Origin of the sequence: Neptunomonas qingdaonensis, from assembly GCF_900113275.1 — a bacterium.
Classification (GTDB): domain Bacteria; phylum Pseudomonadota; class Gammaproteobacteria; order Pseudomonadales; family Balneatricaceae; genus Neptunomonas; species Neptunomonas qingdaonensis.
On the sequence record NZ_FOOU01000001.1, the window covers coordinates 619,373 to 646,282 of the forward strand.

The 26,910-nt window shown below is 46.0% G+C and carries 24 protein-coding genes; 22 read left to right on the forward strand and 2 right to left on the reverse strand.

What is annotated here, in order from left to right:
* From trmD to BM099_RS02910, 20 genes are all read left to right on the forward strand, one after another.
* The gene (gene trmD, locus BM099_RS02815) at positions 1 to 801 is read left to right on the forward strand and encodes a tRNA (guanosine(37)-N1)-methyltransferase TrmD (RefSeq protein ID WP_090724047.1); all 801 of its coding nucleotides are present in this window, start codon (positions 1 to 3) and stop codon (positions 799 to 801) included.
* Positions 767 to 1,123: a 50S ribosomal protein L19 gene (gene rplS, locus BM099_RS02820; protein WP_090724049.1), complete on the forward strand. Its 357-nt coding sequence runs from the start codon at positions 767 to 769 to the stop codon at positions 1,121 to 1,123. The genes trmD and rplS overlap by 35 nt, the downstream gene beginning before the upstream one ends.
* Positions 1,124 to 1,291: 168 nt before the next feature.
* Positions 1,292 to 2,650 (forward strand): hypothetical protein, encoded by a 1,359-nt coding sequence (locus BM099_RS02825; RefSeq protein WP_090724051.1) that lies wholly within the window; start codon positions 1,292 to 1,294, stop codon positions 2,648 to 2,650.
* An 8-nt stretch (positions 2,651 to 2,658) separates the two neighbouring features.
* Positions 2,659 to 3,597 carry a site-specific tyrosine recombinase XerD gene (gene xerD, locus BM099_RS02830; protein WP_415860133.1) on the forward strand — a complete coding sequence of 313 codons (939 nt, stop codon included), beginning with the start codon at positions 2,659 to 2,661 and terminating at the stop codon, positions 3,595 to 3,597.
* A 60-nt stretch (positions 3,598 to 3,657) separates the two neighbouring features.
* Positions 3,658 to 4,386, forward strand: coding sequence for a DsbC family protein (locus tag BM099_RS02835; protein ID WP_090724054.1), 729 nt, complete (start codon positions 3,658 to 3,660; stop codon positions 4,384 to 4,386).
* A 159-nt stretch (positions 4,387 to 4,545) separates the two neighbouring features.
* On the forward strand, positions 4,546 to 5,847 hold the full coding sequence (locus BM099_RS02840) for a homoserine dehydrogenase (RefSeq protein WP_090724057.1): 1,302 nt from the start codon (positions 4,546 to 4,548) through the stop codon (positions 5,845 to 5,847).
* A 12-nt stretch (positions 5,848 to 5,859) separates the two neighbouring features.
* Entirely contained in the window at positions 5,860 to 7,257 is a 1,398-nt protein-coding gene (gene thrC, locus BM099_RS02845; protein ID WP_090724060.1) for a threonine synthase, read from the forward strand.
* A 136-nt stretch (positions 7,258 to 7,393) separates the two neighbouring features.
* Positions 7,394 to 9,133 carry a single-stranded-DNA-specific exonuclease RecJ gene (gene recJ / locus BM099_RS02850; RefSeq protein ID WP_090724063.1) on the forward strand — a complete coding sequence of 580 codons (1,740 nt, stop codon included), beginning with the start codon at positions 7,394 to 7,396 and terminating at the stop codon, positions 9,131 to 9,133.
* Between the two features lie 15 nt (positions 9,134 to 9,148).
* Complete coding sequence (locus BM099_RS02855; protein WP_090724065.1) at positions 9,149 to 9,331, forward strand: hypothetical protein; 183 nt, start codon at positions 9,149 to 9,151, stop codon at positions 9,329 to 9,331.
* A gap of 43 nt (positions 9,332 to 9,374) precedes the next feature.
* Positions 9,375 to 10,235: a deoxyribonuclease IV gene (gene nfo / locus BM099_RS02860; RefSeq protein WP_090724067.1), complete on the forward strand. Its 861-nt coding sequence runs from the start codon at positions 9,375 to 9,377 to the stop codon at positions 10,233 to 10,235.
* Positions 10,236 to 10,275: 40 nt separating this feature from the next.
* Complete coding sequence (locus BM099_RS02865; RefSeq protein ID WP_090724069.1) at positions 10,276 to 14,034, forward strand: EAL domain-containing protein; 3,759 nt, start codon at positions 10,276 to 10,278, stop codon at positions 14,032 to 14,034.
* Positions 14,035 to 14,200: 166 nt separating this feature from the next.
* Complete coding sequence (locus tag BM099_RS02870) at positions 14,201 to 14,833, forward strand: NUDIX domain-containing protein (protein WP_090724071.1); 633 nt, start codon at positions 14,201 to 14,203, stop codon at positions 14,831 to 14,833.
* A complete protein-coding gene (locus BM099_RS02875; protein ID WP_090724073.1) occupies positions 14,830 to 15,273 on the forward strand; it encodes a DUF1249 domain-containing protein in 444 nt (147 codons plus the stop codon). Before BM099_RS02870 ends, BM099_RS02875 begins: the two co-directional genes overlap by 4 nt.
* Positions 15,273 to 16,034, forward strand: coding sequence for a metallophosphoesterase (locus tag BM099_RS02880; protein WP_090724076.1), 762 nt, complete (start codon positions 15,273 to 15,275; stop codon positions 16,032 to 16,034). Before BM099_RS02875 ends, BM099_RS02880 begins: the two co-directional genes overlap by 1 nt.
* 58 nt (positions 16,035 to 16,092) lie before the next feature.
* A complete protein-coding gene (locus tag BM099_RS02885) occupies positions 16,093 to 16,737 on the forward strand; it encodes a YqiA/YcfP family alpha/beta fold hydrolase (protein ID WP_090724078.1) in 645 nt (214 codons plus the stop codon).
* Between the two features lie 16 nt (positions 16,738 to 16,753).
* The gene (parE, locus tag BM099_RS02890; protein WP_090724081.1) at positions 16,754 to 18,646 is read left to right on the forward strand and encodes a DNA topoisomerase IV subunit B; all 1,893 of its coding nucleotides are present in this window, start codon (positions 16,754 to 16,756) and stop codon (positions 18,644 to 18,646) included.
* A 118-nt stretch (positions 18,647 to 18,764) separates the two neighbouring features.
* The gene (locus BM099_RS02895; RefSeq protein WP_090724085.1) at positions 18,765 to 19,409 is read left to right on the forward strand and encodes a hypothetical protein; all 645 of its coding nucleotides are present in this window, start codon (positions 18,765 to 18,767) and stop codon (positions 19,407 to 19,409) included.
* Positions 19,406 to 21,394 carry a DDE-type integrase/transposase/recombinase gene (locus tag BM099_RS02900; protein WP_090724088.1) on the forward strand — a complete coding sequence of 663 codons (1,989 nt, stop codon included), beginning with the start codon at positions 19,406 to 19,408 and terminating at the stop codon, positions 21,392 to 21,394. The genes BM099_RS02895 and BM099_RS02900 overlap by 4 nt, the downstream gene beginning before the upstream one ends.
* A 7-nt stretch (positions 21,395 to 21,401) precedes the next feature.
* Positions 21,402 to 22,421, forward strand: a complete 1,020-nt coding sequence (locus BM099_RS02905) for a TniB family NTP-binding protein (RefSeq protein ID WP_090724091.1) — start codon at positions 21,402 to 21,404, stop codon at positions 22,419 to 22,421.
* Positions 22,418 to 23,437: a TniQ family protein gene (locus BM099_RS02910; protein ID WP_090724093.1), complete on the forward strand. Its 1,020-nt coding sequence runs from the start codon at positions 22,418 to 22,420 to the stop codon at positions 23,435 to 23,437. The genes BM099_RS02905 and BM099_RS02910 overlap by 4 nt, the downstream gene beginning before the upstream one ends.
* 248 nt (positions 23,438 to 23,685) lie before the next feature.
* On the opposite strand, the gene istB is transcribed toward BM099_RS02910, so the two are convergent.
* Both istB and istA read right to left on the reverse strand, forming a co-directional pair.
* Positions 23,686 to 24,441 carry an IS21-like element helper ATPase IstB gene (gene istB / locus BM099_RS02915; RefSeq protein ID WP_090724096.1) on the reverse strand — a complete coding sequence of 252 codons (756 nt, stop codon included), beginning with the start codon at positions 24,439 to 24,441 and terminating at the stop codon, positions 23,686 to 23,688.
* A gap of 12 nt (positions 24,442 to 24,453) precedes the next feature.
* Positions 24,454 to 25,998 carry an IS21 family transposase gene (gene istA, locus BM099_RS02920; RefSeq protein WP_090724099.1) on the reverse strand — a complete coding sequence of 515 codons (1,545 nt, stop codon included), beginning with the start codon at positions 25,996 to 25,998 and terminating at the stop codon, positions 24,454 to 24,456.
* Between the two features lie 328 nt (positions 25,999 to 26,326).
* On the opposite strand from istA, the gene BM099_RS02925 reads away from it, so the two are divergent.
* Positions 26,327 to 26,533: an MbcA/ParS/Xre antitoxin family protein gene (locus BM099_RS02925; protein WP_090724101.1), complete on the forward strand. Its 207-nt coding sequence runs from the start codon at positions 26,327 to 26,329 to the stop codon at positions 26,531 to 26,533.
* A 161-nt stretch (positions 26,534 to 26,694) separates the two neighbouring features.
* Positions 26,695 to 26,910, forward strand: a 216-nt coding sequence (locus BM099_RS02930) for a leucine-rich repeat domain-containing protein (RefSeq protein ID WP_143083714.1), incomplete at its 3' end; no start/stop codon positions are given.

Sequence of the window (26,910 nt, forward strand, 5' to 3'; positions counted from 1 at the left end):
ATGTGGTTTGGCGTTATAACGCTGTTTCCTGAAATGTTTGATGCGATTACTCAGCATGGCGTGACAGGAAGAGCGGTTCGTAGTGAGTTACTATCTATTCAGTGTTGGAGTCCGAGGGATTTCGCACATGATAAGCATAGAACCGTGGATGACCGGCCTTATGGCGGAGGTCCCGGAATGCTGATGAAAGTGCAGCCATTACGAGATGCGATTCATGCTGCTAAGGCAGCTGCGGGTGAAGAGGTTAAAGTTATTTATCTCTCGCCTCAGGGTCGTAAGCTGGATCACAAGGGTGTGCAGGAGTTAGTTTCCTGTAAGAAGTTGATTTTGGTAGCTGGGCGTTATGAAGGTATAGATGAGCGCCTGATAGGTTCGGAGATTGATGAAGAGTGGTCGCTGGGGGATTTTGTTCTCAGTGGAGGCGAGTTGCCTGCAATGACCATGATTGATGCGATATCCCGACTAGTGCCTGGTGTGTTAGGCCATCAAGACTCGGCAGGAGAAGATTCTTTTGTTGAGGGTTTGTTGGATTGTCCACATTACACGCGACCAGAATCAATTGAAGGACAACATGTACCTGATGTGCTGTTAAGCGGCAATCATGAGAATATCAGGCGCTGGCGTCTGAAGCAGCAGTTAGGCAGAACCTGGCAACGCCGTTCTGACCTGCTGGAAAAACTCAAATTGACGGCTGAGCAGCAAGCGTTGTTAACCGATTATATCCATGAGGCCGAAGTGTCTGATGGTGGAATATTAGGAGCGAGCGATGAGCAGCAAAAACTTAATCATTCAGCAGATTGAAGCTGAACAGATGACAAAAAAAATTCCAACTTTTTCTCCTGGCGACACAGTTGTTGTTCAGGTAAGAGTTGTTGAAGGTGCCCGTAGTCGTTTACAGGCATTTGAAGGTGTAGTGATCGGCAAGCGTAACCGCGGCCTGAACTCTGCATTTACTGTACGTAAAATTTCTCACGGTGTAGGTGTTGAGCGTACTTTTCAGACATACAGCGCAGCGGTTGAAGAGATTGTTCTGAAACGTCGTGGTGATGTTCGCCAGGCTAAAATTTACTACTTGCGTGAGCGTAGCGGTAAATCTGCACGTATTAAGGAAAAACTCGGCTGAGTTACCCTTAATTCGCTGCTTTGAAAAAAAGGTGACCTCTGGTCACCTTTTTTTGTTTTGAAATAGTATATTGGGGCAAAGTTCTGTTGTAGTAGGTCGGTGTTACGTCCGACAGTCTGCTAGAATCATTGAAAGTATATTTTTTGTAGGGCATGGATGAGGTTGTAAATGCGGCGTTGGCTGAAGTGGTTATTAATACCGTTGATTCTCATACTGCTCGTGGTGGGCGTACAAGGGTATTATTGGTATCAAGTGAAGTCTGATATTGATAGTTTGATAGCATCAGTCAGGCCTTTTGCGAAGGTTGAATATGGTGATATTTCGGCTTCTTTTTTGGGGCAGGTTTCGCTTGATGAAATCACTATTCAGCCGCACGACGCTAAAGATAAAATTTTTATCCAACAGGCGTTGCTGGCATCCACCTCGCGGGCTTTTTTTCTGACTGCGCATGAACAGCTACGTACGGGTGTACTGGATGACCCTGTCTCTTTGAGCCTGCTGGGGCTGAGTTATGATATTAATGCTGACTATGCAGAAAATCTTCTATTGTTCTCCAGTGATCCGCAAAAAAAATCATTAGATACACTGCTCTGCGGTGAAAGCCGTGTTATTGATCAGGCCGCGATGCAGGCAATGGGTTATCGTTACTTGCAGGGTGATCTGAATCTGCGCTTGGAGTCTTCTGCAAACAAAAAGCTAATGAAAGTTCGTCTCGGAGCTGAGTTAGCTCAGTTTATGAAAGGTGAGCTGAATTTGTGGTTGGCTTTGCATCAAGGTGGGACGCTAAGGCGAGAGGGTCTGGCTAAAACGGCGATTCAGATGTTGGGTATGACCGTTAGTGACCTGGGATATAACAAACGCTGGAAAACTTTTTGTGCTCAGCAGGAAGGTGTTTTGGCGACAGATTATCTGAATCGTTACCGATCCGCATTGGTGGAAAATCTAGGGGGTGGCAGTGCCGAGTATCGCGGCGCTCGTCTGTTCGATGCGCTTGCCAGTGCGCGCAGTGAGGGGGCGCTTATTGCAGCACGCTGGGAGCCTGCGATTCCGTTAGAGATACAGACATTGGCGAGCCCGAAAAGCGGTGATGCTCTGTTTTCCAGTGCCGAATTTGCATTGCAGGTCAATGGCAAGGTGCTAGAACTTCTTGATCAGGAATGGGAAGTGATGCATGACTTGTTTGGTGGGGATCTGCGTCGCGCCGCTTTGGCCGTGGTTGAGAGTAAGGATATGGGTGCTCAGCCAGTAGTGTTGCAAGATGGAACGGCGATGAAGGAGATATTTCCTGGCGTGATGCCAATACGGCCGCCAGAAGTGAAAAAAGCATTTTTGGAAACACCGGTTACTGATCTGGGTAGCTATGTGGGTAGCGCTGTTAAGTTAAGAACCTTTTTTGGTCGCGATATGGAAGGGGTGCTGGTGGATGTGACAGCGGGTGCAATCAGTATCCGCCATCAGGTTGAGCAGGGACGGGCCACCTTTCCTGTCGCTAAAGATAAAATTGCAATGATAGAAGTGTATCGTTAGGCGTGTCTGTGTCGTTGAAAAGTGATGATAAGCGCTTTACACGCCGTGAGCCGCAATCTGATGACGCTGAACTTATTCGTTTGTTTGTTGATGCTATATGGCTGGAAGAAGGCTTAAGCAAAAACACACAGGCGTCTTATCGGCGTGACCTGTCAATTTTTGCTTGCTGGCTGAATGATCAGGGGCAGTGTTTGCTTGATGTGGATACCTTGATGGTACGGCAGTACCTTTTGTGGCGTTTTGAACAGCACCTGAGGCCTGGTTCAACGGCCCGCTTTCTTTCATCGGCACGTCGTTTCTTTCGCTATCTATTACGTGAATCGTATATATCCGCAGATCCGATGTTGTTGATTGAGATGCCCAAAAAAGGCCGCTCTTTGCCTAAGACGCTGACTGAGGCTGATGTCGAAAGTATTCTTCAGGCACCGGATGTTGGCAGTGTGCTGGGTTTAAGAGATCGGGCTATGCTGGAGACCTTGTATGCATCAGGGCTGCGGGTTACTGAGTTGATCTCGCTTCAGCTGGGGCAGCTTAATCTTGAGTTAGGTGTTATACGAGTCGTCGGCAAAGGGGCGAAAGAGCGTCTGGTGCCGCTGGGTGATGAGGCGGTGCGCTGGATTAAGGAGTACCTCGGCGGCGCTCGGCAAGCCTTGTTGAGTCATATGTCAGATGAGACGGTTTTCCCTAGTCAGCGTGGCAGTGTTATGACCCGGCAGACGTTTTGGCATCGGATTAAGCGTTATGCGCTAGCGTCTGGTATCGAAAAAAATATCTCGCCACATGTGCTTAGGCATGCGTTTGCGACTCATCTGTTAAACCATGGTGCGGATTTGCGTGTTGTGCAGATGATGCTTGGGCATAGTGATCTTTCATCAACGCAAATATATACCCACGTTGCCCAGCAGCGTTTACAATCGTTGCATCAACAACATCATCCAAGAGGGTAGTTGAACTTTACGGGTTTAATACCATCTGAAATAAACAATTATTTTTGTATTGAGGGAAGTATGCGAATTAAAATTTTGATGGCAGGTGCGCTGTTGCTGGCAAGCACGTTAGCTGTGGCGGAAGATGCAAAAGATGTCATCATCAAGCAGCTACAGAAAATAGATCAGCGGATCCCGGTGGTGTCTGTGAAAGCTGCGCAGTTGGAAGGGATGTATGAAGTTGAGTTGGGCTCCGGAGAAATTATCTATTCGGATGCCAAAGGTGAATACTTTTTATTAGGTCAGTTGTATCAGCTGTCAGATGAAAATGGTTTTGTGAATCTCACTGAAGCTAAAATGGATGCTCAGCGTACGACGCTACTGAAGGCTGTTCCGGAGGCTGAAAAAGTTTCCTTTAAAGCGGTTGGCGTAGAAAAAGCATCGGTTTATGTCTTTACTGATGTTGATTGTCCTTATTGCCGCAAATTGCATAATGAAGTGCCTAAGCTGCAGGCGATGGGCATTAGTGTCGAATATTTGGCGTTTCCCCGGCAGGGGCCTGACACGCCGACTTTTAAAAAGATGACCAACATTTGGTGTTCTGAAGATAAAGTAAAAGCAATGACGTTATCTAAACAGGGTAAGTCTGTGGCAAATGTTGAATGTAGTAATCCGGTACTGGCTCAGTATGAGTTGGGTCAGAAAGTGGGTGTGACAGGTACGCCGGCGATTATCACAGCGGATGGTCAGTTGATTCCCGGTTATATGCCAGCAGAGCAGTTAGCTGCAAGATTAGGGGTCCAGCCTTGATTGCCTGATGATTACCTTAAAAAAGGAGCTGATGGCTCCTTTTTTAATGATGTTTGTTCAGTGTCGAATAGAGTCTGGAAGAGTTATTCGCTATACTATTTCCCCATTTTCGTTGGTTAATTCAGCTTGCGATTGACTTGTAAACTGCGAGGTATTGGTTTGAAACCGGTAAAAGTTGGAATATGTGGTCTGGGTACCGTCGGTAGCGGTACGTTTAATGTCCTGCATCGCAATGCAGATGAAATCTCTCGTAGAGCTGGACGTCGAATTATTGTTGAGCAGATTGGTTCACGTCGGGATAACCCAAGCTGTGATACAAAAGGGACGCAGGTCAGCCGCGATATTTTTGATGTTGCGACCAATCCGGAAATTGATATCGTTGTTGAGTTAATCGGTGGTTATGATGTTGCCCGTGAGCTGGTAATGACCGCGATTAAAAACGGTAAGCATGTTGTTACGGCGAACAAAGCCTTGATCGCCGTGCACGGAAATGAAATTTTCGAAGCGGCACAACAGCATAATGTCATGGTTGCATTTGAGGCGTCGGTAGCAGGTGGCATTCCCGTTATTAAAGCGATTCGTGAAGGTTTATCGGCTAACAAGATTGAATGGCTTGCCGGTATTATTAACGGCACTGGTAACTTTATTCTGACAGAGATGCGCGATAAAGGGCGTGATTTCGCAGATGTTCTGGCTGAAGCGCAGGCGCTGGGTTATGCCGAAGCAGATCCGACATTTGATGTTGAAGGTATTGATGCAGCGCATAAGCTGACGATTCTTGCTTCAATTGCCTTCGGTATTCCTTTGCAGTTCGAAAAGGCTTATACCGAAGGGATCAGTATTATCACGCCTGCAGATGTCCAGTATGCTGAAGAGCTTGGCTATCGCATTAAACATCTGGGTATTAGCCGTCGCACAGACAAGGGTATAGAACTGCGTGTTCACCCAACTATGATTCCGACATCTGCTTTATTGGCAAATGTTAATGGTGTCATGAACGCCGTCATGGTTGACGGTGATGCTGTCGGCCAGACGCTTTATTACGGTGCGGGTGCGGGTGCTGAACCCACCGCGTCTGCTGTTGTTGCAGATATTATTGACGTTGTACGTACCTTGACGGGTGATCGGGATAACCGTGTTCCTCATCTGGCTTTCCAGCCATCAGAATTGTCTGATAAGCCTATTTTGCCTATGAGCGAAACAGAGACCGCTTATTACTTGCGAATGCAGGCGGCTGAAAAGCCCGGCGTGTTGGCGAGCATTACTAAAATTCTGGGTGACAACGGCATTAATATTGAAGCTATTGTGCAGAAAGAAACAGAGGAGCAGCAGGTGCCGGTTATCTTGCTGACTCAGCGTGTTAAAGAACACAAGATGAATGAAGCTATTACCGCCATTGAAGCGCTTGATAATATTATTGGTCAGGTCACGCGGATTCGCGTTGAGCATTTAAAAGGTTAAGAGGGATTTGACGTGAAATATATATCAACACGTGGACAAGCACCAAAGCTTAACTTTGAAGAAGTGCTCCTGGCGGGTTTGGCAAGCGATGGTGGCCTGTATGTGCCGGAAAGCCTTCCTGTTTTTACTCAGGAAGAGATCGCTGGCTGGGCAGGGCTTTCTTATGCTGAGTTAGCGTTTAAAATTATTTCGCCGTTTGTTAATGACTGCATTGATGATGCAGACCTTAAACAGATGATTGATGAAACCTACGCGGGTTTTAATCATTCGGCGGTGGCTCCGCTGAAAGAGCTGGGAACCAACGAATGGGTATTGGAATTGTTCCACGGCCCGACACTGGCATTTAAAGATTTTGCGCTGCAATTACTGGGTCGCTTAATGGATCATGTGCTGGTTAAGCGCAATGAGCACCTGGTCATCATGGGGGCAACATCGGGCGATACCGGTTCGGCTGCCATTGAAGGTTGCCGCCATTCTGAGCATGTGGATATTTTTATTTTGCATCCGCATAACCGCGTATCGGAAGTGCAGCGTCGCCAGATGACCACCGTTCTTGCAGATAATGTGCACAATATCGCGCTTGAGGGTAACTTTGATGATTGCCAGGAGATGGTGAAAGCCAGCTTTGCTGATCAGAGCTTCCTCAATGGCATGAAGCTTGGAGCCGTTAATTCGATCAACTGGGCGCGGATTATGGCGCAGATCGTTTATTACTTCTCCGCATCATTGGCGGTCGGCGGGCCGCATCGTCCGGTTGCGTTTTCTGTTCCGACGGGCAATTTCGGAGATATATTTGCCGGATACTTGGCGAAGAAAATGGGCCTGCCTATTTCTCAGCTGGTGGTAGCAACGAATCATAACGATATTTTACATCGTGCTATTTCCAATAATGATATGTCGAAAAGTGATCTGGTTCATACCTTGTCGCCGTCGATGGACATTATGGTGTCCTCTAATTTTGAGCGTATGCTGTTCGATGTATATGATCAGGATGGCGCGGCTATCAATGATTTGATGAAACGCTTTAAGACAGAATCCGTCCAGTTAGAGGATTCACGCTGGAATAAAATGCGTGAGCTTTTTGATAGCTGTGCTGTAGATGATGAGGCGACTTGCCAGACGATTGCTGATGTACATGCAGAGACGGGTTATTTGCTCGATCCGCATACGGCTATTGGTGTGAAAGCGGCAAGAGAGTGCAATCGTGATAAGGCAGTGCCGATGATTGTGTTGGCCACCGCGCATCCGGTTAAATTTCCGGAAGCCGTGCTAAAAGCTAAATTGCAGTCACCCGAGTTGCCTGCTCATATGACCGGTCTTTTCGAGCGTGAAGAACGACTGACAGTACTGGATAATGATATCGCTGTTGTGCAGCAGTTTATTGCAGAGCATATCCACAACGAAGCGTAGCATGTCCGCCGGTTTGATTAACGAGTCTTGCGGTTCGATTAACAAGTCTGACGGTTTGATTAAAAAGGTCCGATCTTAATCGGGCCTTTTTTATTTTGCAGTGTGGTTTCCCCTTATTCCGAGAGAAGGAGCGTATGTGAAGCAAGTGAGTATTCATCGCCGCGACGTACCTGACGAGCGCTTTCCGATCTTTGATGAAGTGCCTGCTGCGCTGGCCAGAATTTATGCAGCGCGCGGCATTCAAAGCAAAGAGCAGTTAGGGCGTAATCTTAAAGAGCTGCTGCCGGACACGGAAATGAAAGGGATGACTGCCGCGGTATCCCGTTTGGTCCGGGCGATACGTGCCAATGAGTCGATCATGATTGTTGGTGATTTTGACTGCGATGGCGCCACCAGTACAACGCTGGCTGTATTAGGTCTGCGGATGATGGGTGCCACGAATGTCGACTATCTGGTGCCGAATCGATTTGAGTATGGCTACGGTTTAAGCCCGGAAATTGTTGAGGTTGCTTTCAGCCAGTCACCGCATCTGCTGGTGACCGTTGATAATGGTATCTCCAGCGTAGAAGGTGTCGCGCGTGCTAACCAGTTGGGCATGGACGTTGTGGTTACCGATCACCATTTAGCCGGTCGGATAATTCCGGATGCGGTTGCGATTGTTAATCCTAATCAGCCGGGCTGTGACTTTAAAGCTAAATCGACGTGTGGTGTGGGTGTCATTTTTTATGTGATGATCGCTTTGAGGCGGGCGTTGCAGACTGAAAACTGGTTTGAAGAGAATAACATTGCGCTACCGAATCTGGCGTCTTTGCTGGATTTAGTGGCACTGGGTACTGTCGCTGATGTTGTTGCACTGGAACATAATAACAGGACACTGGTTTATCAGGGGTTGCAGCGTATCAGAGCGGGGCATGCAAGGCCTGGCTTGTTGGCGCTGATTGAGGTTGCCGGGCGACGAAGAGAGCGTTTGGTGGCAAGTGATTTGGGTTTTGCCATCGCGCCGCGTTTAAATGCGGCCGGTCGGCTGGAAGATATGTCGATCGGTATTGAGTGTTTATTAGCGGACGATGAAGAATATGCGCGAGAGTTGGCGCAAACGCTGGATCAGTTGAATATTGATCGGCGTGCTATCGAGCAGGATATGCAGCAGCAGGCGCTGAGCTGGTTGGATAAAATGGATTTCGATAATGATTCACTTCCCTTTGGTCTGTGTTTGTTCGAAGAAGGCTGGCATCAAGGGGTTGTGGGTATCCTGGCTTCACGTATCAAAGAGCGTACCAACCGCCCCGTGATAGCATTTGCCCGCGGCGATAAGGGTGAGATTAAAGGATCAGCGCGTTCGATTCCGGGGTTGCATATTCGTGATGCGCTGGATCAGGTAGCGAGTCGTTTTCCCGGCCTTATCTCTAAGTTTGGCGGACATGCAATGGCTGCCGGGCTGACAATAACTGCTTCGGGCCTGGAGGAATTTCGGACGGCGTTTGATCAGGTGGTGCGTGAACAGTTGAATAAAGAAGATCTGGATCAGCGTTTGGAAACAGATGGTAGTTTGCTTGCGGCGGATATGACATTGTTGTTAGCTGAGCATATCCGGGAAGCAGGCCCTTGGGGGCATCATTTTCCTGAGCCGATGTTTGATGGTGTTTTTCGTGTGTTGCAACAGAGGATCGTCGGCCAGCGTCACCTGAAAATTGTCTTGATGGAGCCGCTATCAGGGTTGGCGATTGATGCTATTCAGTTTAATACCGACCTGTCAATTTGGCCCAATGAAGCGATTAATAGCGTACGAGCGGTTTATAAATTAGATGTCAATGAGTTCAGAGGGCAGCAGTCTGTGCAGCTGATGATTGAATATCTGGAACTTATTGTCGAATAAACAGAGGAAAACAGAATGAATGATTTAACCTTAAATGAGTTGGCTACTTTATTGGCTGTCTTTAACCGTGCTGGTACATCTGACCTGAATAACGCAGAACAGGAGATGCTGACGCGAATTACACAAGCACATGCCGAGCGGGAGGAGTTGGAAAGTATGGATTTTGATGACTGTCTTGGCGGCGCATGTAAGCTTTAACCCGTGAGTTATCAATGCTGAGTTTTAATAACAGAGTTAATCTATGGCTGAATTGAAACCCTATTATATTGGTGCTCATGTGAGTGCGGCGGGCGGTGTTGAAAATGCGCCGCTCAATGCTGAAAAATTAGGCGCGAATGCGTTTGCTTTTTTCACCAAAAATCAGCGTCGTTGGGATGCTAAACCCTTGACGACTAAAAGTATCGCTGTGTTTAAAGAGCGTTGCGCTCGCTTGGGTTTTTCTGCAGAACAGATACTGCCTCATGATAGTTATTTAATTAATCTGGGGCATCCTGAAAACGATGCGTTAACTAAGTCGCGTCTGGCTTTTGTTGATGAGATAAGTCGATGCCAGCAGTTGGGGCTTAAATATCTTAATTTTCATCCGGGTAGTCACTTGCGTGTGTTATCCGAGTCGCAGTGCTTGCAGCGCATTGCCGAGTCTATCAACCTGGCGATATCAGAAACGGATGATGTTGTCGCTGTTATTGAAACAACCGCCGGGCAAGGCAGCAATCTTGGTTATAACTTTGCCCAAATAGCTGAAATTATTGATGCAGTGGCTGATAAAAGCAGAGTAGGTGTATGTATAGATACCTGCCATATATTTGCAGCCGGTTATCCATTAACAACACAGCTGGAATGTCAGCAGACATTTCAGGAGTTCGCGGATCTTGTCGGGTTTGAGTACTTGTGCGCTATGCACTTGAACGATTCTAAAGTGGCCTTAGGTGCGCGGGTTGATCGCCATCACAGCTTGGGTAAGGGGGAGATAGGCTTAGAGGTTTTTAGGTATATCATGCAGGATGATCGTTTTCGCGGTGTGCCTCTGGTGTTGGAAACAATTGATGAGACGGTCTGGGCTGAAGAAATTCAGATGCTTAGAGGTTTTGCTCAGCCTTAGATAGCAGTTCATGAAATAGAAACTATACTAAAGCTAACTTATGATATTAGCGTCGTTTTACATGGTGTTGAAAAAAATTTTCGCTACAGAATGCTGGCGGTATTCTGTATTTTTTTGTCTGTTGTTAGCTTTATTTCCTGCTTTAGCGAAAGCCGAATCACGCTCTGAGTCTGGGGCTGAATTTAAATCTGAGTCTGGATACGGCCACAGCGTTTTGCTGCTTAACTCTTATCATCAGGGGTTTTCGTGGTCTGATGGTATCTATAAAGGTTTTAGTGAGAGGATAGAACCGGCGGGAGTTTCTATCGACCTGCAGGTCGAGTATTTGGATACAAAACGTTATACCGCCGATGAAATGTTTCCTTTGATGGCTATGTTGTTGGCACGAAAAGGAACAAAGCACTTTGATGCCATTGTTGTAACGGACAACAATGCGTTGAGCTTTCTGATGAAATACCGGCAATCACATTTTGCCGGAATTCCTGTGGTTTTTGTCGGTATTAATGCATTTTCACAAGAGATGATTGGCGCTGATAAACTGATTACAGGTATTGTTGAGTCAGCGGCTCCTGATGCGAATTTTCAGCTGCTTCTGGAAATGCATCCTGACCTGACAGAGGTCGTATTACTCAGTGATGCAACGCCGACAGGGCTTGCTGAGCAGTTACATTTCTCGCAAGAAGCTGCTAAATATGCATCCCGCTTTTCCGTAAGATCAATCAGTGACTGGTCATTACCTGAATTAAAAGCAGAGTTAACAGCCCTTGATAGGGGGTCGGTTATATTCCGCTTGCCTTTACATCGGGATAGAACCGGCCTTTCAATGAGCTTGCAGGAGAGTATTTCCTTTCTGTTGGAAAATTCGTCTGTTCCTATCTATTCCGCCTGGGATACCGCTATTGCTGAGGGGCTGGTCGGTGGCTATGTGGCGACATCGACGTTACAAGGAGCGGCTGCGGCTGATTATCTGCTGGATATCCTTAAAGGAAGCGCTATCAGTGAATTACCTATTGTGCATGAACCTCCTGCAGAACCCGTATTCAACCTGGATGCTGTTGAGCGGTTTGCTATCGATCAGGCCCTGATACCGCAAGGTAGCGTTACTCTTAATGCCACGCCAGTGGCAGCGCTATCCGCCTATATGATCATTGCCATTGTATTTTTAGTCGTCGTTTTAGCTGCTGCTATCTTTCAGTGGTGTAGAAAAAAGCGTGAATTACTGTCGTTAAGTGATGAATTTGGTCAAGTGGTTGATGAGACCTTGCTGCTCAGAACCTTGATGGATTCTAATCCGGATCATATCTATGCGAAAGACGTAAATGGACGATATCTTGATTGTAATCAATCGTTTGCCAAGCTTTTAGGTCGCCCCCGGGATGAAATTATTGGCCAGCGTGTTGAGGATTTTTTCAAAGAAACTAATGTCAATCTGACCAATGAGCAAGATGCTCTGGTATTTGAACAAAATGAAGTAGTCGTTAAAAATATTTGGATTCGTCGTAATGATGGAGCTGATCAGCTGATCGAGTGTATCAAAGCACCGCTGAGAAGTGTCGAAGGGAAAGTGATTGGTTTGTTAGCGGTGAATCGCGATATTACCAGTCGCTATTTTGAAAATGCTCTGTTGACGCAGAATACGCATGTACTGGATATGTTGATTCGCGGTGCTTCTCTGAATAATATTTTCGCTGAAATCGTCAGAGGGATTGAAAGCGTTTACGTCAATAGTATGTGTTCTATTTCACTGCTTGATAAAGATAAAAAAAATCTTATGCATGGGGCTGCGCCTAGCTTGCCGGCATTCTTCACGGATGAGATTGAAGGCTTGGCGATTGGTGAAGGTGCGGGCTCTTGTGGTATAGCAGCGACATCCGGAAAACTGGTCATCGTTGACGATATACAAAGCCATCCTTGCTGGAATAGCTTTAAAGAGCTGGCAGCCAGGGCGAACCTCGCGTCCTGCTGGTCACAGCCTATATTCGGCTCGACACAAGAGATCCTTGGGACCTTTGCTATATATCATCCTTATCCGCTGGCGCCCAATAATGATCATATAGCCATGATGGAGCAGGCTTCACAATTGGTGAGTCTGGCGCTTGAGCGCAAGCAGGTTGAGGGTGATTTACAAAAGCTCTCACGTGCGGTTGAGCAAAGCCCTACGATGGTCCTGATTACGGATGAGAAAGGTGAAATCGAGTATGTGAATGAAGAGTTCACGGATGTAACGGGCTATTCACTTGACGAAATAAAGGGACAGACACCCAGTATTTTGAATGCAGGTGAAACAGAACCTGATTTTTATGCAGATATGTGGAAAGTTATTTTATCGGGCCATGACTGGCATGGTGAAATTCGTAATAAAACTAAATCAGGTCAGCCTTACTGGTCAATGCTATCTATCTCTCCTATTTTGGATGATGAACAGAAAATCACCCATTTTATTGGCGTAAGTGAGGATATCTCCACTAAGAAAAAGACCCTGGAGCAAATTGAACAGCTAGCTTTTTATGACCCGCTGACCCGTTTGGGAAATCGCCGCTTATTTAAAGAGCAGCTTGCTGTTGAGCTAAAAAAGGCCTTACGTAACAATACAATATTTGCTTTATTCTATCTTGATCTGGATGATTTTAAGCAGATTAATGACACCTTAGGGCATGATGTCGGTGATGCTTTGTTGCAGACAATTGCTGACCGGTTGCGTAGTGCCTTGCGTAACTCTGACCTTATTGCTCGCATCGGTGGAGATGAGTTTATAGTGATGCTACCCGATGTCAGTGGTTCTGCAGAGGTTGGCTTAGTCGCTACAAAAGTATTGCAAGCTATCAGTAAGCCTATGATCTTGAATGGTGGTGAAGTCAAAGCCACGGTGAGTGTCGGCATTACCATGGCGCCGACAGATGGAGATGATTGGGCCGTCCTGATGAAAAACGCCGATCTCGCTATGTACCGGGCAAAACGTTTGGGGCGCAATAATTTTCAGTTTTTTACTGGCGAGATGAATGATGAAGTTGTTAATCGGGCCAGTATGGAGAAGCAACTGCGTAGTGCTTTGCAGAATCACGAATTTTGTATTCATTATCAGCCACAGTGGACGATTATGGGCGAGTTGCAGCCTATATGCTTTGAGGCGTTAGTACGCTGGGATCACCCTGAACGGGGGCGGGTTTCTCCTGCTGAATTTATTCCGATTGCCGAAGAGCTGGGGTTAATTGTTGAGTTGGGTGAGTGGGTGCTAAATGAGGCTTGCCGTCAGGGACGTCAATTGCTTGATAGCGGCCATTCGATTCGCATGGCGGTTAACCTTTCTATGCGGCAATTCTTTGACCCTCAGTTGCTGTCAAAAATTAAAGCAGCACTGGAAAAATATGACTTCCCTGCTGCATTGCTTGAGTTGGAAATTACTGAATCTATGATAATGGAGGAGGTGGATGTTGTTGTCGATACCTTGCATCAGTTAAAGCATTTAGGGGTTGCGCTGGCGATTGATGATTTCGGTACCGGTTATTCTTCATTGAGCTATCTGAAACGGCTGCCTTTTGATCATTTAAAAGTAGATGGCTCTTTTGTGCGCGATATTCCGCACGATAAAAACGATATGGAAATTACCTCGGCTGTTATTGCTATGGCCCATAAGTTAGGATTGAAAGTGATTGCAGAAGGAATAGAAACGCATGAGCAGCTGGCGTTTTTACGTGAAAATGATTGCGAAATGGGGCAGGGGTATTTATTAACACGCCCGGCTCCGCTGGAAGAAATAATAAAGTTCCTTGATGTGGAGATGGACTCGCACGATGATTAGCTTCGTTTGAATCCGCAGGGTATACCACCTGATTTAGGCGTTCATGACGAATCGTACTATACTGGCGTATAGGTCAATTCCCCCGTATTTAATCTAGTTAATTTCTCTTTGACGCCGAGAACAAGCAAATATCCAGATTTTATATTTTGAATAGCGGAGCATGCTGATGAGTGAGTATTGGAACCCTGAGTTTTCTATTACAGATGTTGATGTTGAGGAAGATAAGGTTATCTGTGACAGCTTTTATCAGATGCGCGAGGTGACGCTGCGACATGAACGTTTCGAAGGCGGTCATGTCCAAATGAAGCGGGATCTATTCTGGCGTCCAGATGCGGTCTGTGTGCTCTTATATGACCCCTGGCTTGATTGTGTTGTCCTGATAGAACAGTTTCGTATAGGGACGATTGATCACCCGCGTAGCCCGTGGTTACTTGAGTTGGTTGCCGGGTTGGTCGAGCCGGGTGAAACCACTGAAGCGGTGGCATGCCGTGAGAGTCAGGAAGAGGCCGGCGCTGAAATTTTACAGTTAGAACATATTAGTCGTTTTACCCCCAGCCCCGGAGGCGCGAGAGAATATATCGATCTGTATTGTGGATGTGTCAATAGCGATGGACTGGGTGGCGTGCATGGGCTGGATGATGAGGGGGAAAATATTAAAGTTCACCTTTTTTCGGCAGATGTGGCTATTGCCATGATACAGACGGGTGATGTGGATAATGCTGCTGCCATTATTGCGTTACAATGGTTGCAATTGAATCGTAACACTATAAAAGAGAAGTGGAGTGTTAACGCTGTATGAAACGTAAGTATGTACCTGATTTGACGCGGCAGATGGCAATATGTGAAGTCAACTATGCGCGTTTGAATAAATTGATGCCCGACCTGGAAGCGTGCGACATGCGCGAATTTCAGCTTGTCTGGGGTGAGCATCAGGTACAGATTCGCTTTGAAGTTGAAGAGCGTTTTGTTTACACCACTACACTGCAAATTTCGCAACAGGAGCAAAGTGGATCCTCGTGGCTGGAATCCCCGGCGCTGGTGGTGCGCTTATATCATGATGCCTGTATGGCAGAAGTAATCTGCCTGAAGCGGCATCGACAGCTCTCTGGCGCATATCCTTACCCAAACCGCGACATGCATCAGCCGGATGAAAAGGTTCAGTTGAACCACTATCTGGGTGAATGGCTAAGCCATTGTCAGCAATATGGCCAGTTAATAGAACCTGTTTTTAGTGCCTGATGGATAAAATGCGGGTCGTACAGGTGACTGATTGTCATCTGCAGGAGAATGCGGATGAGCCCTTTAAAGGGTTGAATCCAGAGCAGCGCTTGCTCAGTACACTGCAGCAGCTGCGCTCTGAGGACGCCGATTCGGATCTGTTGTTGTTGAGCGGTGATCTGGTTCATCATGGGTACGCCAGTGGTTACCAAAGGCTGCAGCGATATACCGATGGGATGGCAAAAGAGATTCGATGGATTCCCGGTAATCACGATGATGCTGTCAGGATGCGTGAGTATCAGACCCTGTCCCAGAAAGTCTTTGTTCAGGGTAATTGGTGCATCATCATGTTGGATTCAACGGCTGAGCCGGATGGAAAGGGTAGTGGAGCCTTGAGTCAAACCGAACTTGATTGGTTGGCGGGTGTTGTTTCAGAGCATTCAGATAAGTACCTGCTGTTGGTGTTGCATCATCCCCCGGTGGCTGTTGGCAGCCAGTGGCAAGATAGCATCATGTTAGCTAATGCTGAGGCTTTCTGGGCGCAGCTTAAGAAGTATAAAAACCTTAAGCTGATCGTCTGCGGGCACCTGCATCAAGCGCATCAGATAGAAATGGAACAGGTCTGCGTGCTGGCGACACCGGCAACCGCTCCACAATTTAAGGTATCCACCGTTGAGCCTGAGATGGAGTCTGACCCTTACTTATCGCAACCTGCCTACCGGGTGATTGATCTGCTGCCTGATGGGAAATTTACAACAAGGGTTAAACGAGTCCCTGTCTGAACTTGCATCCCGCGGTAACCTTAGGTAACTTCTCTCAAACACTGTAAGGATAACCAGTATGTCGTTACCGCTTTTTATTTATGTGCATGGCTTTAACAGTTCGCCTGAATCTATAAAAGCACGTTTGTTGGGTGAGTACTTTAGCGCGCTCGAACAAGAGAATGGGCATAAGTATAGCGAAAATTACTTAGTGCCACAGTTGTCACATGAGCCTGCAGAAGCGATGCGACAGCTTGAGTCGATAGTTACCGATAACCGGCAGCGCCCCATCGTGCTGATAGGTAGCTCGTTGGGCGGCTATTTCAGTATTTGGCTGACCGAGCATTATGAAAACTGCAAAGCGGTGATGGTGAATCCGGCTATCTACCCTTATCGGTTATTATCTGAATGGCTGGGCGATAATGAAAATATTTATACCCATGAACGCTATATCCTGACGCGCGATCATTTGCAGCAGCTGGAAGCGATGGTTGTTGATCAGGTAAAAGATCCTGCCCGTTATCTGTTGTTAGTACAGAGCGCTGATGAGACATTAGATTATCGCGAAGCGGTGGATTTTTTTGATCGATCCATCGCGTTTATACAGCCGGGTGGCAGTCATGGTTTTGATCAGTTCGAAAAACTGATTCCGGCAATCATAGGTTTTTCTCAAGGTCGACTAGAGTTACCTGAAGCAATACCTTTACCCCCTTTTAGCGAGTGACAGGAAAAAGAAACAGATGTCGAAGCAATATACGGCTGATTCGATAGAAGTATTAAGTGGTTTGGATCCGGTACGACGGCGTCCCGGTATGTATACCGAAACTGATCGACCTAACCATCTGGCCCAGGAGGTTATCGATAACTCGGTCGATGAAGCGTTGGCCGGGCATGCTAAGCAGATCGATGTGATACTGCACAAAGACGGTTTTTTGTCTGTGAGTGATGACGGGCGTGGAATGCCCGTTGATATTCACCCGGAAGAGGGTGTCAGTGGTGTTGAGTTGATTCTGACGCGTTTGCATGCAGGCGGGAAATTCAATAATGAAAATTACAACTACTCCGGTGGCTTGCATGGTGTAGGCGTTTCGGTTGTGAACGCGCTTTCTAAATTGCTTGAAGTGCAAATTAAGCGTGATGGGCAGGTGTATAAAATCGTTTTTGCCGATGGTAATAAAGTTTCTGATCTGGAAGTTATTGATACCTGTGGCAAACGTAATACGGGTACAAGCGTTCGCTTTTTAGCTGACCCTCAATATTTTGATACGCCTAAATACAGTGTTAATCACCTGAAGCATAATTTGCGTGCAAAAGCGGTGCTTTGTCCTGGTTTGAAGGTGACTTTTACGGACCAGAGCGGCGCCAAGAACGAGAAAGAGGAATGGTGTTACGAGGATGGTCTCAGTGCTTATCTGCGAGGCACGACACAGGTATTTGATACGCTGCCAACAGACCCGTTTGTCGGTTCCCTGCAGGGAGAAGAGGACGCGGTCGAGTGGGCGGTTCAGTGGCTGCCTGAAGGCGGTGATTTAACCTGTGAAAGTTATGTAAACCTGATCCCCACGGTGCAGGGTGGTACCCATGTAAATGGTTTTCGTACCGGCTTATTGGAAGCGATGCGGGAGTTTTGTGAGTTCCGCAATTTGCTGCCGCGTGGTGTTAAGTTGACGGCGGATGATATCTGGGAGCGCTGTGCTTATATCCTGTCGGCAAAAATGCGTGACCCACAGTTTTCCGGGCAAACAAAGGAGCGTCTTTCCTCCCGTCAGATTGCTGCCTTTATTTCGGGTTCAGCAAAAGATGCGTTTTCGCTGTGGCTAAACAGTCATGTAGAAGAGGGCGAACAGTTAGCAGAAAGCATTATAGCTAATGCTCAAAAGCGCTTACGCTCGAGTAAAAAGGTCATTCGTAAAAAAATCACTCAGGGTCCAGCGCTGCCGGGGAAACTGGCGGATTGTGCCGGTTCAGAAACGATGCGCTCAGAGCTCTTTTTAGTAGAAGGGGACTCGGCTGGTGGTTCGGCGAAACAAGCCAGAGATCGTCAGTTCCAGGCGATTATGCCGTTGCGCGGTAAGATTCTGAATACATGGGAAGTGGACTCGGGTGAAATACTCTCTTCGCAGGAGATTCATGATATTTCGGTCGCTGTCGGTGTGGACCCGGGCTCTGATAATCTGGAAGGTCTTCGTTACGGAAAAATATGTGTGCTGGCCGATGCCGACTCTGATGGGGCACATATTGCTACGCTTATCTGTGCGCTGTTTCTGCGTCATTTTAAGCCGTTGGTGGATGCAGGGCATATCTATGTTGCTATGCCTCCGTTGTTCCGTATCGATGCGGCCAAAGATGTATTTTATGCGCTCGATGAGGCCGAAAAGAACGGCATTGTTGAGCGCCTGCGGGCTGAGCGTAAGAATGTAAAAATAAACGTACAGCGATTTAAAGGTCTGGGGGAGATGAATCCTCTTCAGTTACGTGAGACAACCATGGATCCGGATACGCGTCGTCTGGTGCAATTGACCGTCGATGCTGAAGATAATGCACATGAGATGCTGGATATGTTGTTAGCTAAAAAGCGTGCCTCCGATCGTAAAAGTTGGCTGGAAAGTAAGGGAAACCTGGCTCACCTGTAGTTGTGATTTATAAACCATAATGTGACATTTGAATATCATAAGATGTCATAATTAATTCATAACTTGACACGATCTCCTCTTTGGCTATATTTGTTTAGCTAATAGAGGGGATCTGCTTATGAAAAGAAAAATTCCAAAGAAAAGAAAAATTCGTGACCTGATGAATAAAAGTATCACGAGGTTTCCTGCACGCAAATCAACCAGTTCCTGTATTTATTTAGAAAGTCCCCTCGAAAAAGACTACTGCTATTATCTTGAGTTTGACGAAGAAGTCCGGCTTTACGAGCCTCAGCCTTTAGGTTTTACATACTGGTATGACGAAAAGGAGCATATTTATACGCCAGACTTCGAAGTCTTCTTTAGTTCTAATTCTTGCTACTATGAAATTAAGTACAAAGCAGATATAGATAAAGATGCGGGCTTTTATGTTTGGTTTGAGGTGGTAAAAAATGAAGCTCGAAATCAAGGGAAAGATTTAATTTTGGTTACCGATCAGTGGATTACCCGCCAATACTGCTACGAAAACCTATGTTTGTTATATAAATCAGCCAGTTACGAACTAGACCCGGCTTATGTCGCAATGATTCGTAATGCGTTGAGTACTAGCCCTTCATTAAGCATTGGTCAGTTTATCAGGCAGGACTCCCGTAACGAGGATTTCATAATGATCCATAGGTTGCTCTGGAACAAGCGATTGATTGCTGACTTAGATAGCGATCTACTTAGTACCAACTCTTTGGTTAGGGCAGGGAAATCATTATGACGAATGGGTATAAAATCGGAGATTTTATTGTTGTCTCTAACGATGTTGTTGAAAAACAGTTTGAAATAGTGGGCGTAGACGGAAACTTAATTCGTCTTGTGGACGCTTTTAACCTGATTGCTTCTACCCGCACGATCATTGAATTAAATGAATTGGTGTTAAAAGGATCGGCAAAGATCTTACCAAAAAGCCAAAAAGAGCGTGATTTTAAGGATCCATGGAGTTTAGATTTTTCAGGTTATTCAGAAAATGATAAGTCAGAAGCGCGGCGTCGATATAGGTATATTTGTGCGGCTTCTGAAGTTAAATCATTTACATCTGAGTACTTAGATCCTATTCGAGAGGCTGTCGCAATAGAGCTAAGTGAGGTCCCTCCTAGCGCGCGAACTATTGCGCGTTGGCAAAAAAGCTATATAGAAGCTGGTTGCAGTATAAAAGGGTTGCTCCCTAGCACAAAGAAAAAAGGTAATCGCTCGCCAAAAGTTAGCAAAACAGCAGAGATACATATACAGGATGCGATTGATCATTATAAACAGTCAATGTCTCCCTCTTTTTCTTCATCCCACGATTACATGAAGACAAAAATTCATTATGAAAATCGCTTAGTCACTGACGACCAGAAGCTCAGGGTTCCGACACTTCCTACTTTTATAAAAAGAGTTAAGAAGGAAGCTCCAGCTAAAGTACTAGAAGCGCGCCAGGGTAAACGAGCAGCCATGATAGCGTTCAAGCAGTCTAAGCCTGTGCGGGAAGTTAAGTTGATCCTTCAGCGTGCTGAAGTTGATCACACGCGGCTTGATCTCTTTGTTGTTGATAGCGAAACAAGGATGGTTTTAGGAAGGCCGTGGATTACTGTATTTTTAGATTATAAATCGAAAAGCATATTGGGATTTAATATTGGCTTCGAAGACCCAAGTTATCTTAGCGTTGCCCGAGCGCTTCACCATGCAATGTCATCAAAGGCATATGTAAAAGAAAGATATCCCAGTGTTGTAAATGATTGGCTGTGTGCGGGTGTTCCCGCTGTGATAGCGACCGATAGAGGCAAAGAGTTTACAAGTGTTGCTTTTGAAGATGCGTGTATGGATTTTCATGTTACGATTCAGCACAATCCTGGTAAGCATCCTTGGTACAAGGGGTCTATAGAAAGCTATTTTAGAGCCATGAATCAGAAATTGCTTAATGATAAGCAAGGTAGAACGATGGGACGAATGGCTGAAGTTATCGATTATATACCTGAAAAGAATGCAATTATTTCAATGAGCACTTTTCTAGAAATGTTTCACATTTGGGTAATTGATATTTATCAATGCGATACGGTTGCAGGCGGGAAATTGATTCCCAACGAAGAATGGAAAAAAGACCTGGAAATCGTCCCGATTTATCCTGTTGATCCCATACGCTCAAATATAGTTTTAGCTGAGAGCTTTGAAGTTACTATTACAAATCTGGGTATTACAAAAGATAGTATTCTGTATGATGATCAGCACCTCACAAAATATAGAATGAAGCATGGTTTTGGTCGGATGCGTATTAAAAGGAATCGTGATGATCTTGGGTATATCTATGTATACAACGAGCATGAAGAAAAGTACTTTAAAGTTGCTGCTGTCGATCAAAAGTATGCGTCAGGTTTGACTGCTTATCAGCATAGAACAAACAAAAAGTTTGTTAGGAATATTCTCAAAAAGAAAGTTGATCTTGAAGCGTTAGCAGTAGCTAAAATGAAGATAATACAGTTGGTCGAGAATGAATTTTCTTTAAGCCTCAAGAACAAAATATCAACGAAGGCACGAGTAGCTCGTTATATGGAAATAGGTCAACAAAAAGAGGGCGGTGTTAAGGCGTCGGTTCTTGATGAGGCGGCTAGCCAGAATCAAGGAGTGCCAAAACCAGCAGAGCAGCCAGCTAAGGGATCTTCAACTGTCCCAGAATCTGATTTTGATGGTACGGATAACGACTATCCTGAAGAGTTAGAATTTTGAGGCGAATATGGATATAACCGTTAAGAATAAAGTAGTACAAATAGAAAGCTTGTTCGTTCCGACTCCCACATTGAAATCTTTACTAGAAGACATTAAAAGAGTACGGGATATTGCCGAAATGACAGAATACGAGAATGAACCAACTTGTATTCTAGTGATGGGAGAGACGGGGACAGGGAAAACTGAATTCATCAAGCAGTACCAAAAAAAGTATCCCGTCAGACAGGAATCAGAGCGTACCTATAAGCCCGTATTGGTGAGTGGCTTGCCTAAGTCGCGACACCCTAAGCCAGTAGCCGCACAGCTTTTAAGAGATCTTGGCGACCCCTTAGAGGGAAAAGGTGGTGATACTCATGAGCTTACAGACCGCTTAGTGATCCAGCTTAAAGCAGCAGGAACACAGCTCATTATTATCGATGAGTTCCATCATGCTATTCAGACGCAAAGTAACCAAGTGGTATTGGATATAGCCGACTGGATCAAAATGCTGATCAATAAAGCAAAAATTCCTATCGTATTATTCGGCTTGCCATGGAGCCAGTATATATTAGATGTTGGCACAGAACTGGAGCGTAGATTTAACATGCGCTATGAGTTAATCAATTACACAATGGATACGTTCGAGGGTTTTCAGAAATTTTTACAAAAAGTACAAGAAAAATTACCAATCCAACCAGACCAAGATTTGTGGCGTACGGAACAGGCTTTCAGGCTTTTTGCTGTAACCCAGGGTAACGTTTCTAATTTAATGAAGAAATTGATTCGCCCTGCGGCCATTGATGCTGTCTTTGACGGCTCCCAATCGATTACCCCTGAGCATTTTTTGAATGCTTCTAGACGGCAATTAAATGTACGAGATGAAGTTAATCCATTGATTCTAAAGCTTACCGAAATAGTGGCGCAAGAACAGCGAAGTCAGTCTTATTGGAATCGTGATGCTGCACGTGGAAAGAATCGAGTTGTTGATGCCAGGTATAGAAATGTACGGTATGGCGAGTTACAACTGCGCCTGGATGATGTTTTTTGAAAAGTAATAAACTTATTGCTAGGCCTGCCCCAGTGCCGGAAGAGTCACTGCAAAGCTATCTTTTTCGTCTCGCAAGAGCGAATGGTTATGGCTATTACGCGTTGACCATATTGATTTCAAACGCTGCTCCACTTCGCTCATTTAAATTGGACGATAGAATAAAAATTAAAGAGTTGTTGTTGGAATATACAGATCACGGAGCTGTTCTTTCTTTATTTGATCCATGGGCCTGGGCAGATACATATCGTGGTCTTTTTGATTTTTCCAGAATTAAGTTATGTCCGAAGTGTTACCACGAAACGAATGTGCTTCATGCCTCATGGAGCTTTCGCTATCATTTACTGTGCGCTGAACATCGCGGCTATCTTATCGATCGCTGCTCTCAATGTAATTGCAAGTTTACAAATGAGTCACTTCTTTCTGGAAAATGTGAGGGTTGTGGCAAAAAAATTGGTGAAATGAACTTTGAAAGTGTTGATGGCCTCCTTTTCCATGAACTGATTTATCAGGGGGGTAGAAGCTCGTCTACTCAAGAGGAGTATTTAGTTCAGTTAGCTCTTTATACCAAAACACTGGAGCCTTATCTTTGGCTGTTGGGTGATAATGTTGCTAAGTACTGGAACAGTAGACGTCATAGCGAAATACCGAAATTGGCCGGTATCTTGAATGATGTGATTTTACTTCACATGGAGCGAAGCCGAGTGTCTGACGCGATCGTTGACTATCTGAAAATTAACACAGAACGTGAAAGCATTAGCGCTGCAACAATAAAGCTGAACAGGTTTCTAACAAGTGGTGAGTTTGAAGATTTCACGATAGTTTTCAAAGAAGAGTTATTGCGACGGTGTGACGAGTTAGCAGGAATCAAGGTTCCACTGACGTGGATTAAAAAAGTGTATGGTTTGACCGAAGAAGACTTGGTTGGAGCAAATGTACATCGGCGTCAGCGGGGACTAGCCATTGATTGTAAAGATCTTGAGCAAGTCGTGTCACGGAATTTAGCGGCTTGCGGCTAAAAGTTCAGATGTCTAATTGCAATTTCTTAAATTATTAAGGAAGGAAATTATTTCTGGAGTTTCTTCCGGAAAGGCTGATGTATTCTTATTTAACGTCATTTTGAAAATAAGGATACTATCAAAAAGCGCGTGCAGTATCCCTTTACTTAACGTCAGCCCGCTTCTTGCTGCGTATTCTGGTGAAGTTGAACGGTGATTCTGGTCGAACGTGAACACCTGAAGTTTCCCGCATTGGGCTCTCAGTCTTTTTACCCTAAGTGTTCACGTTCAGTCAATTCGGACTGTATTTTCCGCATTGATTCTCCTTTTAAATTAATTCTGTGTGCGTTGTGCATGAGCCTGTCTAAAATGGCATCGGCCAGCGTGTTATCGCCGATAGATTGGTACCATTGATCAGTCGGTAACTGGCTGATGATGACAGTCGATGAACTGCCATTTCTGTCGTCCATGATTTCCATCAGATCGTTTCGATGTGCGGCTTTGAGTGGCTCCAGTCCCCAATCATCCAGGATAAGCATGTCCATGCGGGCAAGCTGTTGTAGCGCCTTACTGTAAGTACCGTCGGCCTTGGCTTGAGTCAGCTCCAGCATGAGTCTGGACAGTCGGTAGTACTTTGCACTATAGCCTTTGGTGCAGGCGGTGTGTCCCAGTGCACAGGCAAGGTATGTTTTGCCGCTGCCACAAGGGCCGGTGAGTAACAGGTTCTGGTGCTTGTTTATCCAGTCACATTGCAGCAAGGAAGCCATCATGGCTTGCTTTAGCCCGCGTGGCTGGCTGTAATCGATATCCCGTGCATGCGCGTTGATTTTCAGTTTGGCCGCCTTGAGTAGCCGCTGTTGTTTGCGCTGTTCCCGTTCATGCTGTTCGCTGTCGGCAAGCAGCTGGATACGCTCATCGAAGCTTAATCCATCGTAGTTACCCGGCTGCTCAGTTTGCATCGCCAGCGCGCTGGCCATACCGTTGAGTTTCAACTGACGCAGTTGCATTAAGGTGTGGTTTATCATGATGTTTTTCCCTTAGTGGAAGCTTTGTGGGCCACGGATGTTTTCGTGTGATTGGGGGAGTAATGAGGCTTGCTCAGGCGTATCCGGATGTAGCTTGTCCTGGTTGCTTTGCAAGATATCCTTGATGTGCTTGAGTCGGTAAAGGCTATGTTGATTAGCAATGCCGCAGGCTTTGTTAATGCGCGACGGTGGATACTGACGAGACAGATTCAACAGTCCTAAACAGACCCGATACGCTTGCTGCTCATGTTGCTTTCGGTTGAGCTGGGCTTTCACCCAGGCAAGCACTTCATCGCCAATATCTTTGGCCCAGTTCATTAGCCTACCTGCTGTCCATTTATGATGCTTTTCATGCGCTGTTGGCATGTGGCTAGGTGTGGTACTCATACCCGCACGGTGTTGTCTTGCGTGACTGGCCACCAGATGGCTTTGGAACACCAGTTCAATCACATTGCGTTTGGCATGCAACTCAATGCGCTCACCCACCAAGTGATGGGGCACCGAGTACAAGTGCTCCTCATACTGGACGTGATAATCGATGTTCACCTTGACCTGTTTGATGTCTGTGTATTGGTAAGTATGTGTCGGTAGTGGGTTCAATACCGGCTTATCAATCGACTCGAACCAGGTGAGGCGACTCCCCTTGAACTGCTTGAAGGACTTGTTGTTAACCTCAACCAGCAGGGCTTTGATGCAGGTGTTCAACTCAGCCAGGGAGAAGAAGCTGTGATGGCGTAAGCGCGCCAATATCCAACGCTCAATAATTTGCACGCCTACTTCTGCCTTGGCTTTATCTTTAGGTTTGTAAGGCCTGGCAGGCATGATCGCCACGCCATAGTGCGCGGCCAGTTGTTGATAGGCGGGATTTACATCGGGATCGTAACGGCAGGCTTTAGTGACCCCACTTTTTAAGTTATCCGGTACCACCATGTGCGGCACGCCGCCTAAAAAGCTGAAAGCACGGGCATGGCTGCCCAGCCAGTCCGGCAGGCTTTGGCTGTAGGTCGCCTCAGCAAACGTATAGTTCGATGCACCCATGACTGCCACGAATATCTGTGCACTGCGCACTTCACCGGTGTTGCCGTTAACAATCGGCACCGTCTGCCCGGCATAATCCACAAACAGCGTTTCACCGGCTTTATGGACTTGGCGCATGGAGCGACGTTGCTTACCTTTCCAGACCAGATAATGATGGCAATATTGCGAGTAGCTGTAGCTACGGTTGGGATACTGCTGGGTGTACTCCTCCCATAACAGATGCTTGGTAACGCTTTTGTGTTTTAACTCCAGATGTACACTGCACCAATCGGGCATCGCAAACACAGAAGATACCCGCGTATCCGCACGGGGATAGAATTGACTGGCAAGGGTGTCATCATCCATTTGCTCAATACTGGACCAGTCAAGCGACAAGGCTTGAGCCTTGTTTACCACATTGGATATGCCGCCTACGCTCACTCGAAGGCTACGTTGAATTTGCCGGATACTCAGGTCGGCCTGCAACTTCAGTCTCAATATCTCTCTTAATTGACGCATTGATATTCTCTTGGCTGGCATCCCCTGTCCCCAAAGCAAAAGGAACAGGTTAGCAATCAAATAATCAATGCAGGAAATCGATTCTGGTATCGTGAACACCTATTCTGGTCATAGACTGAAAGTGTTCACCTTCACGCCAGAATAGGTGTTCACGTTGAACCAGAAACAGTGTTCACGTTCGTCCAGAAGGGGTGTTCATGTTGAGCCAGAATATGCACTTGCCAGAAACGCCGTTTTATACGATAGTTACAGCAGCTAAATCGTTCCTGTTATTTTAGTGTGGTCATTTCTCCTAAAACTCATAATTGACTACAGCAAAAAAATAACAACCCGATAAGTTGAGATTTTTATGACTGAAGAACCGTTTATTACAAAACAGATTTTGGCGGAAGCCGTGGGGTACTTCGGATCCGAAGAAACGGCTCTCAAATGGTTCAGAACGCCATTACTCGCATTAGGTGGTGAGAGCCCAGGTGAATACTGTGCGACTCACTACAGAGGTGATAAGAAGATTATGGAGTTATTAAATAGGCTAAAGCATGGGCTAACTGCATAAGGGCTGTATAGAGTTCTATAAATAATTGTTAAACGACTCAGGGCGTGAAGCGATCATAAACAGTAATCCGAAAGATAGCCGCTATTCAGTGACGAATGACATTTAATACAATAACTGATAAAACATCCTGCAAAGCAAAGTAATGCAAAATGAGACTCAGGATGACCTTCTTTCAACACCCCGCCGCATTTCAAGAAGCACAACGCCGTATTCAATACGCAAGGGAAACCGAAGCAACATTACTTGATTTGAGTAATCTAAGGTTGCGTGTTCTACCTCCATTAGAAGGATTACGTCAGATTGCTTCGCTGGATTTAAGCGGGAGTGACGCTTTAGCCAGCCTGAGCGGCCTTGAGGCACTGACTCAACTGACCTCG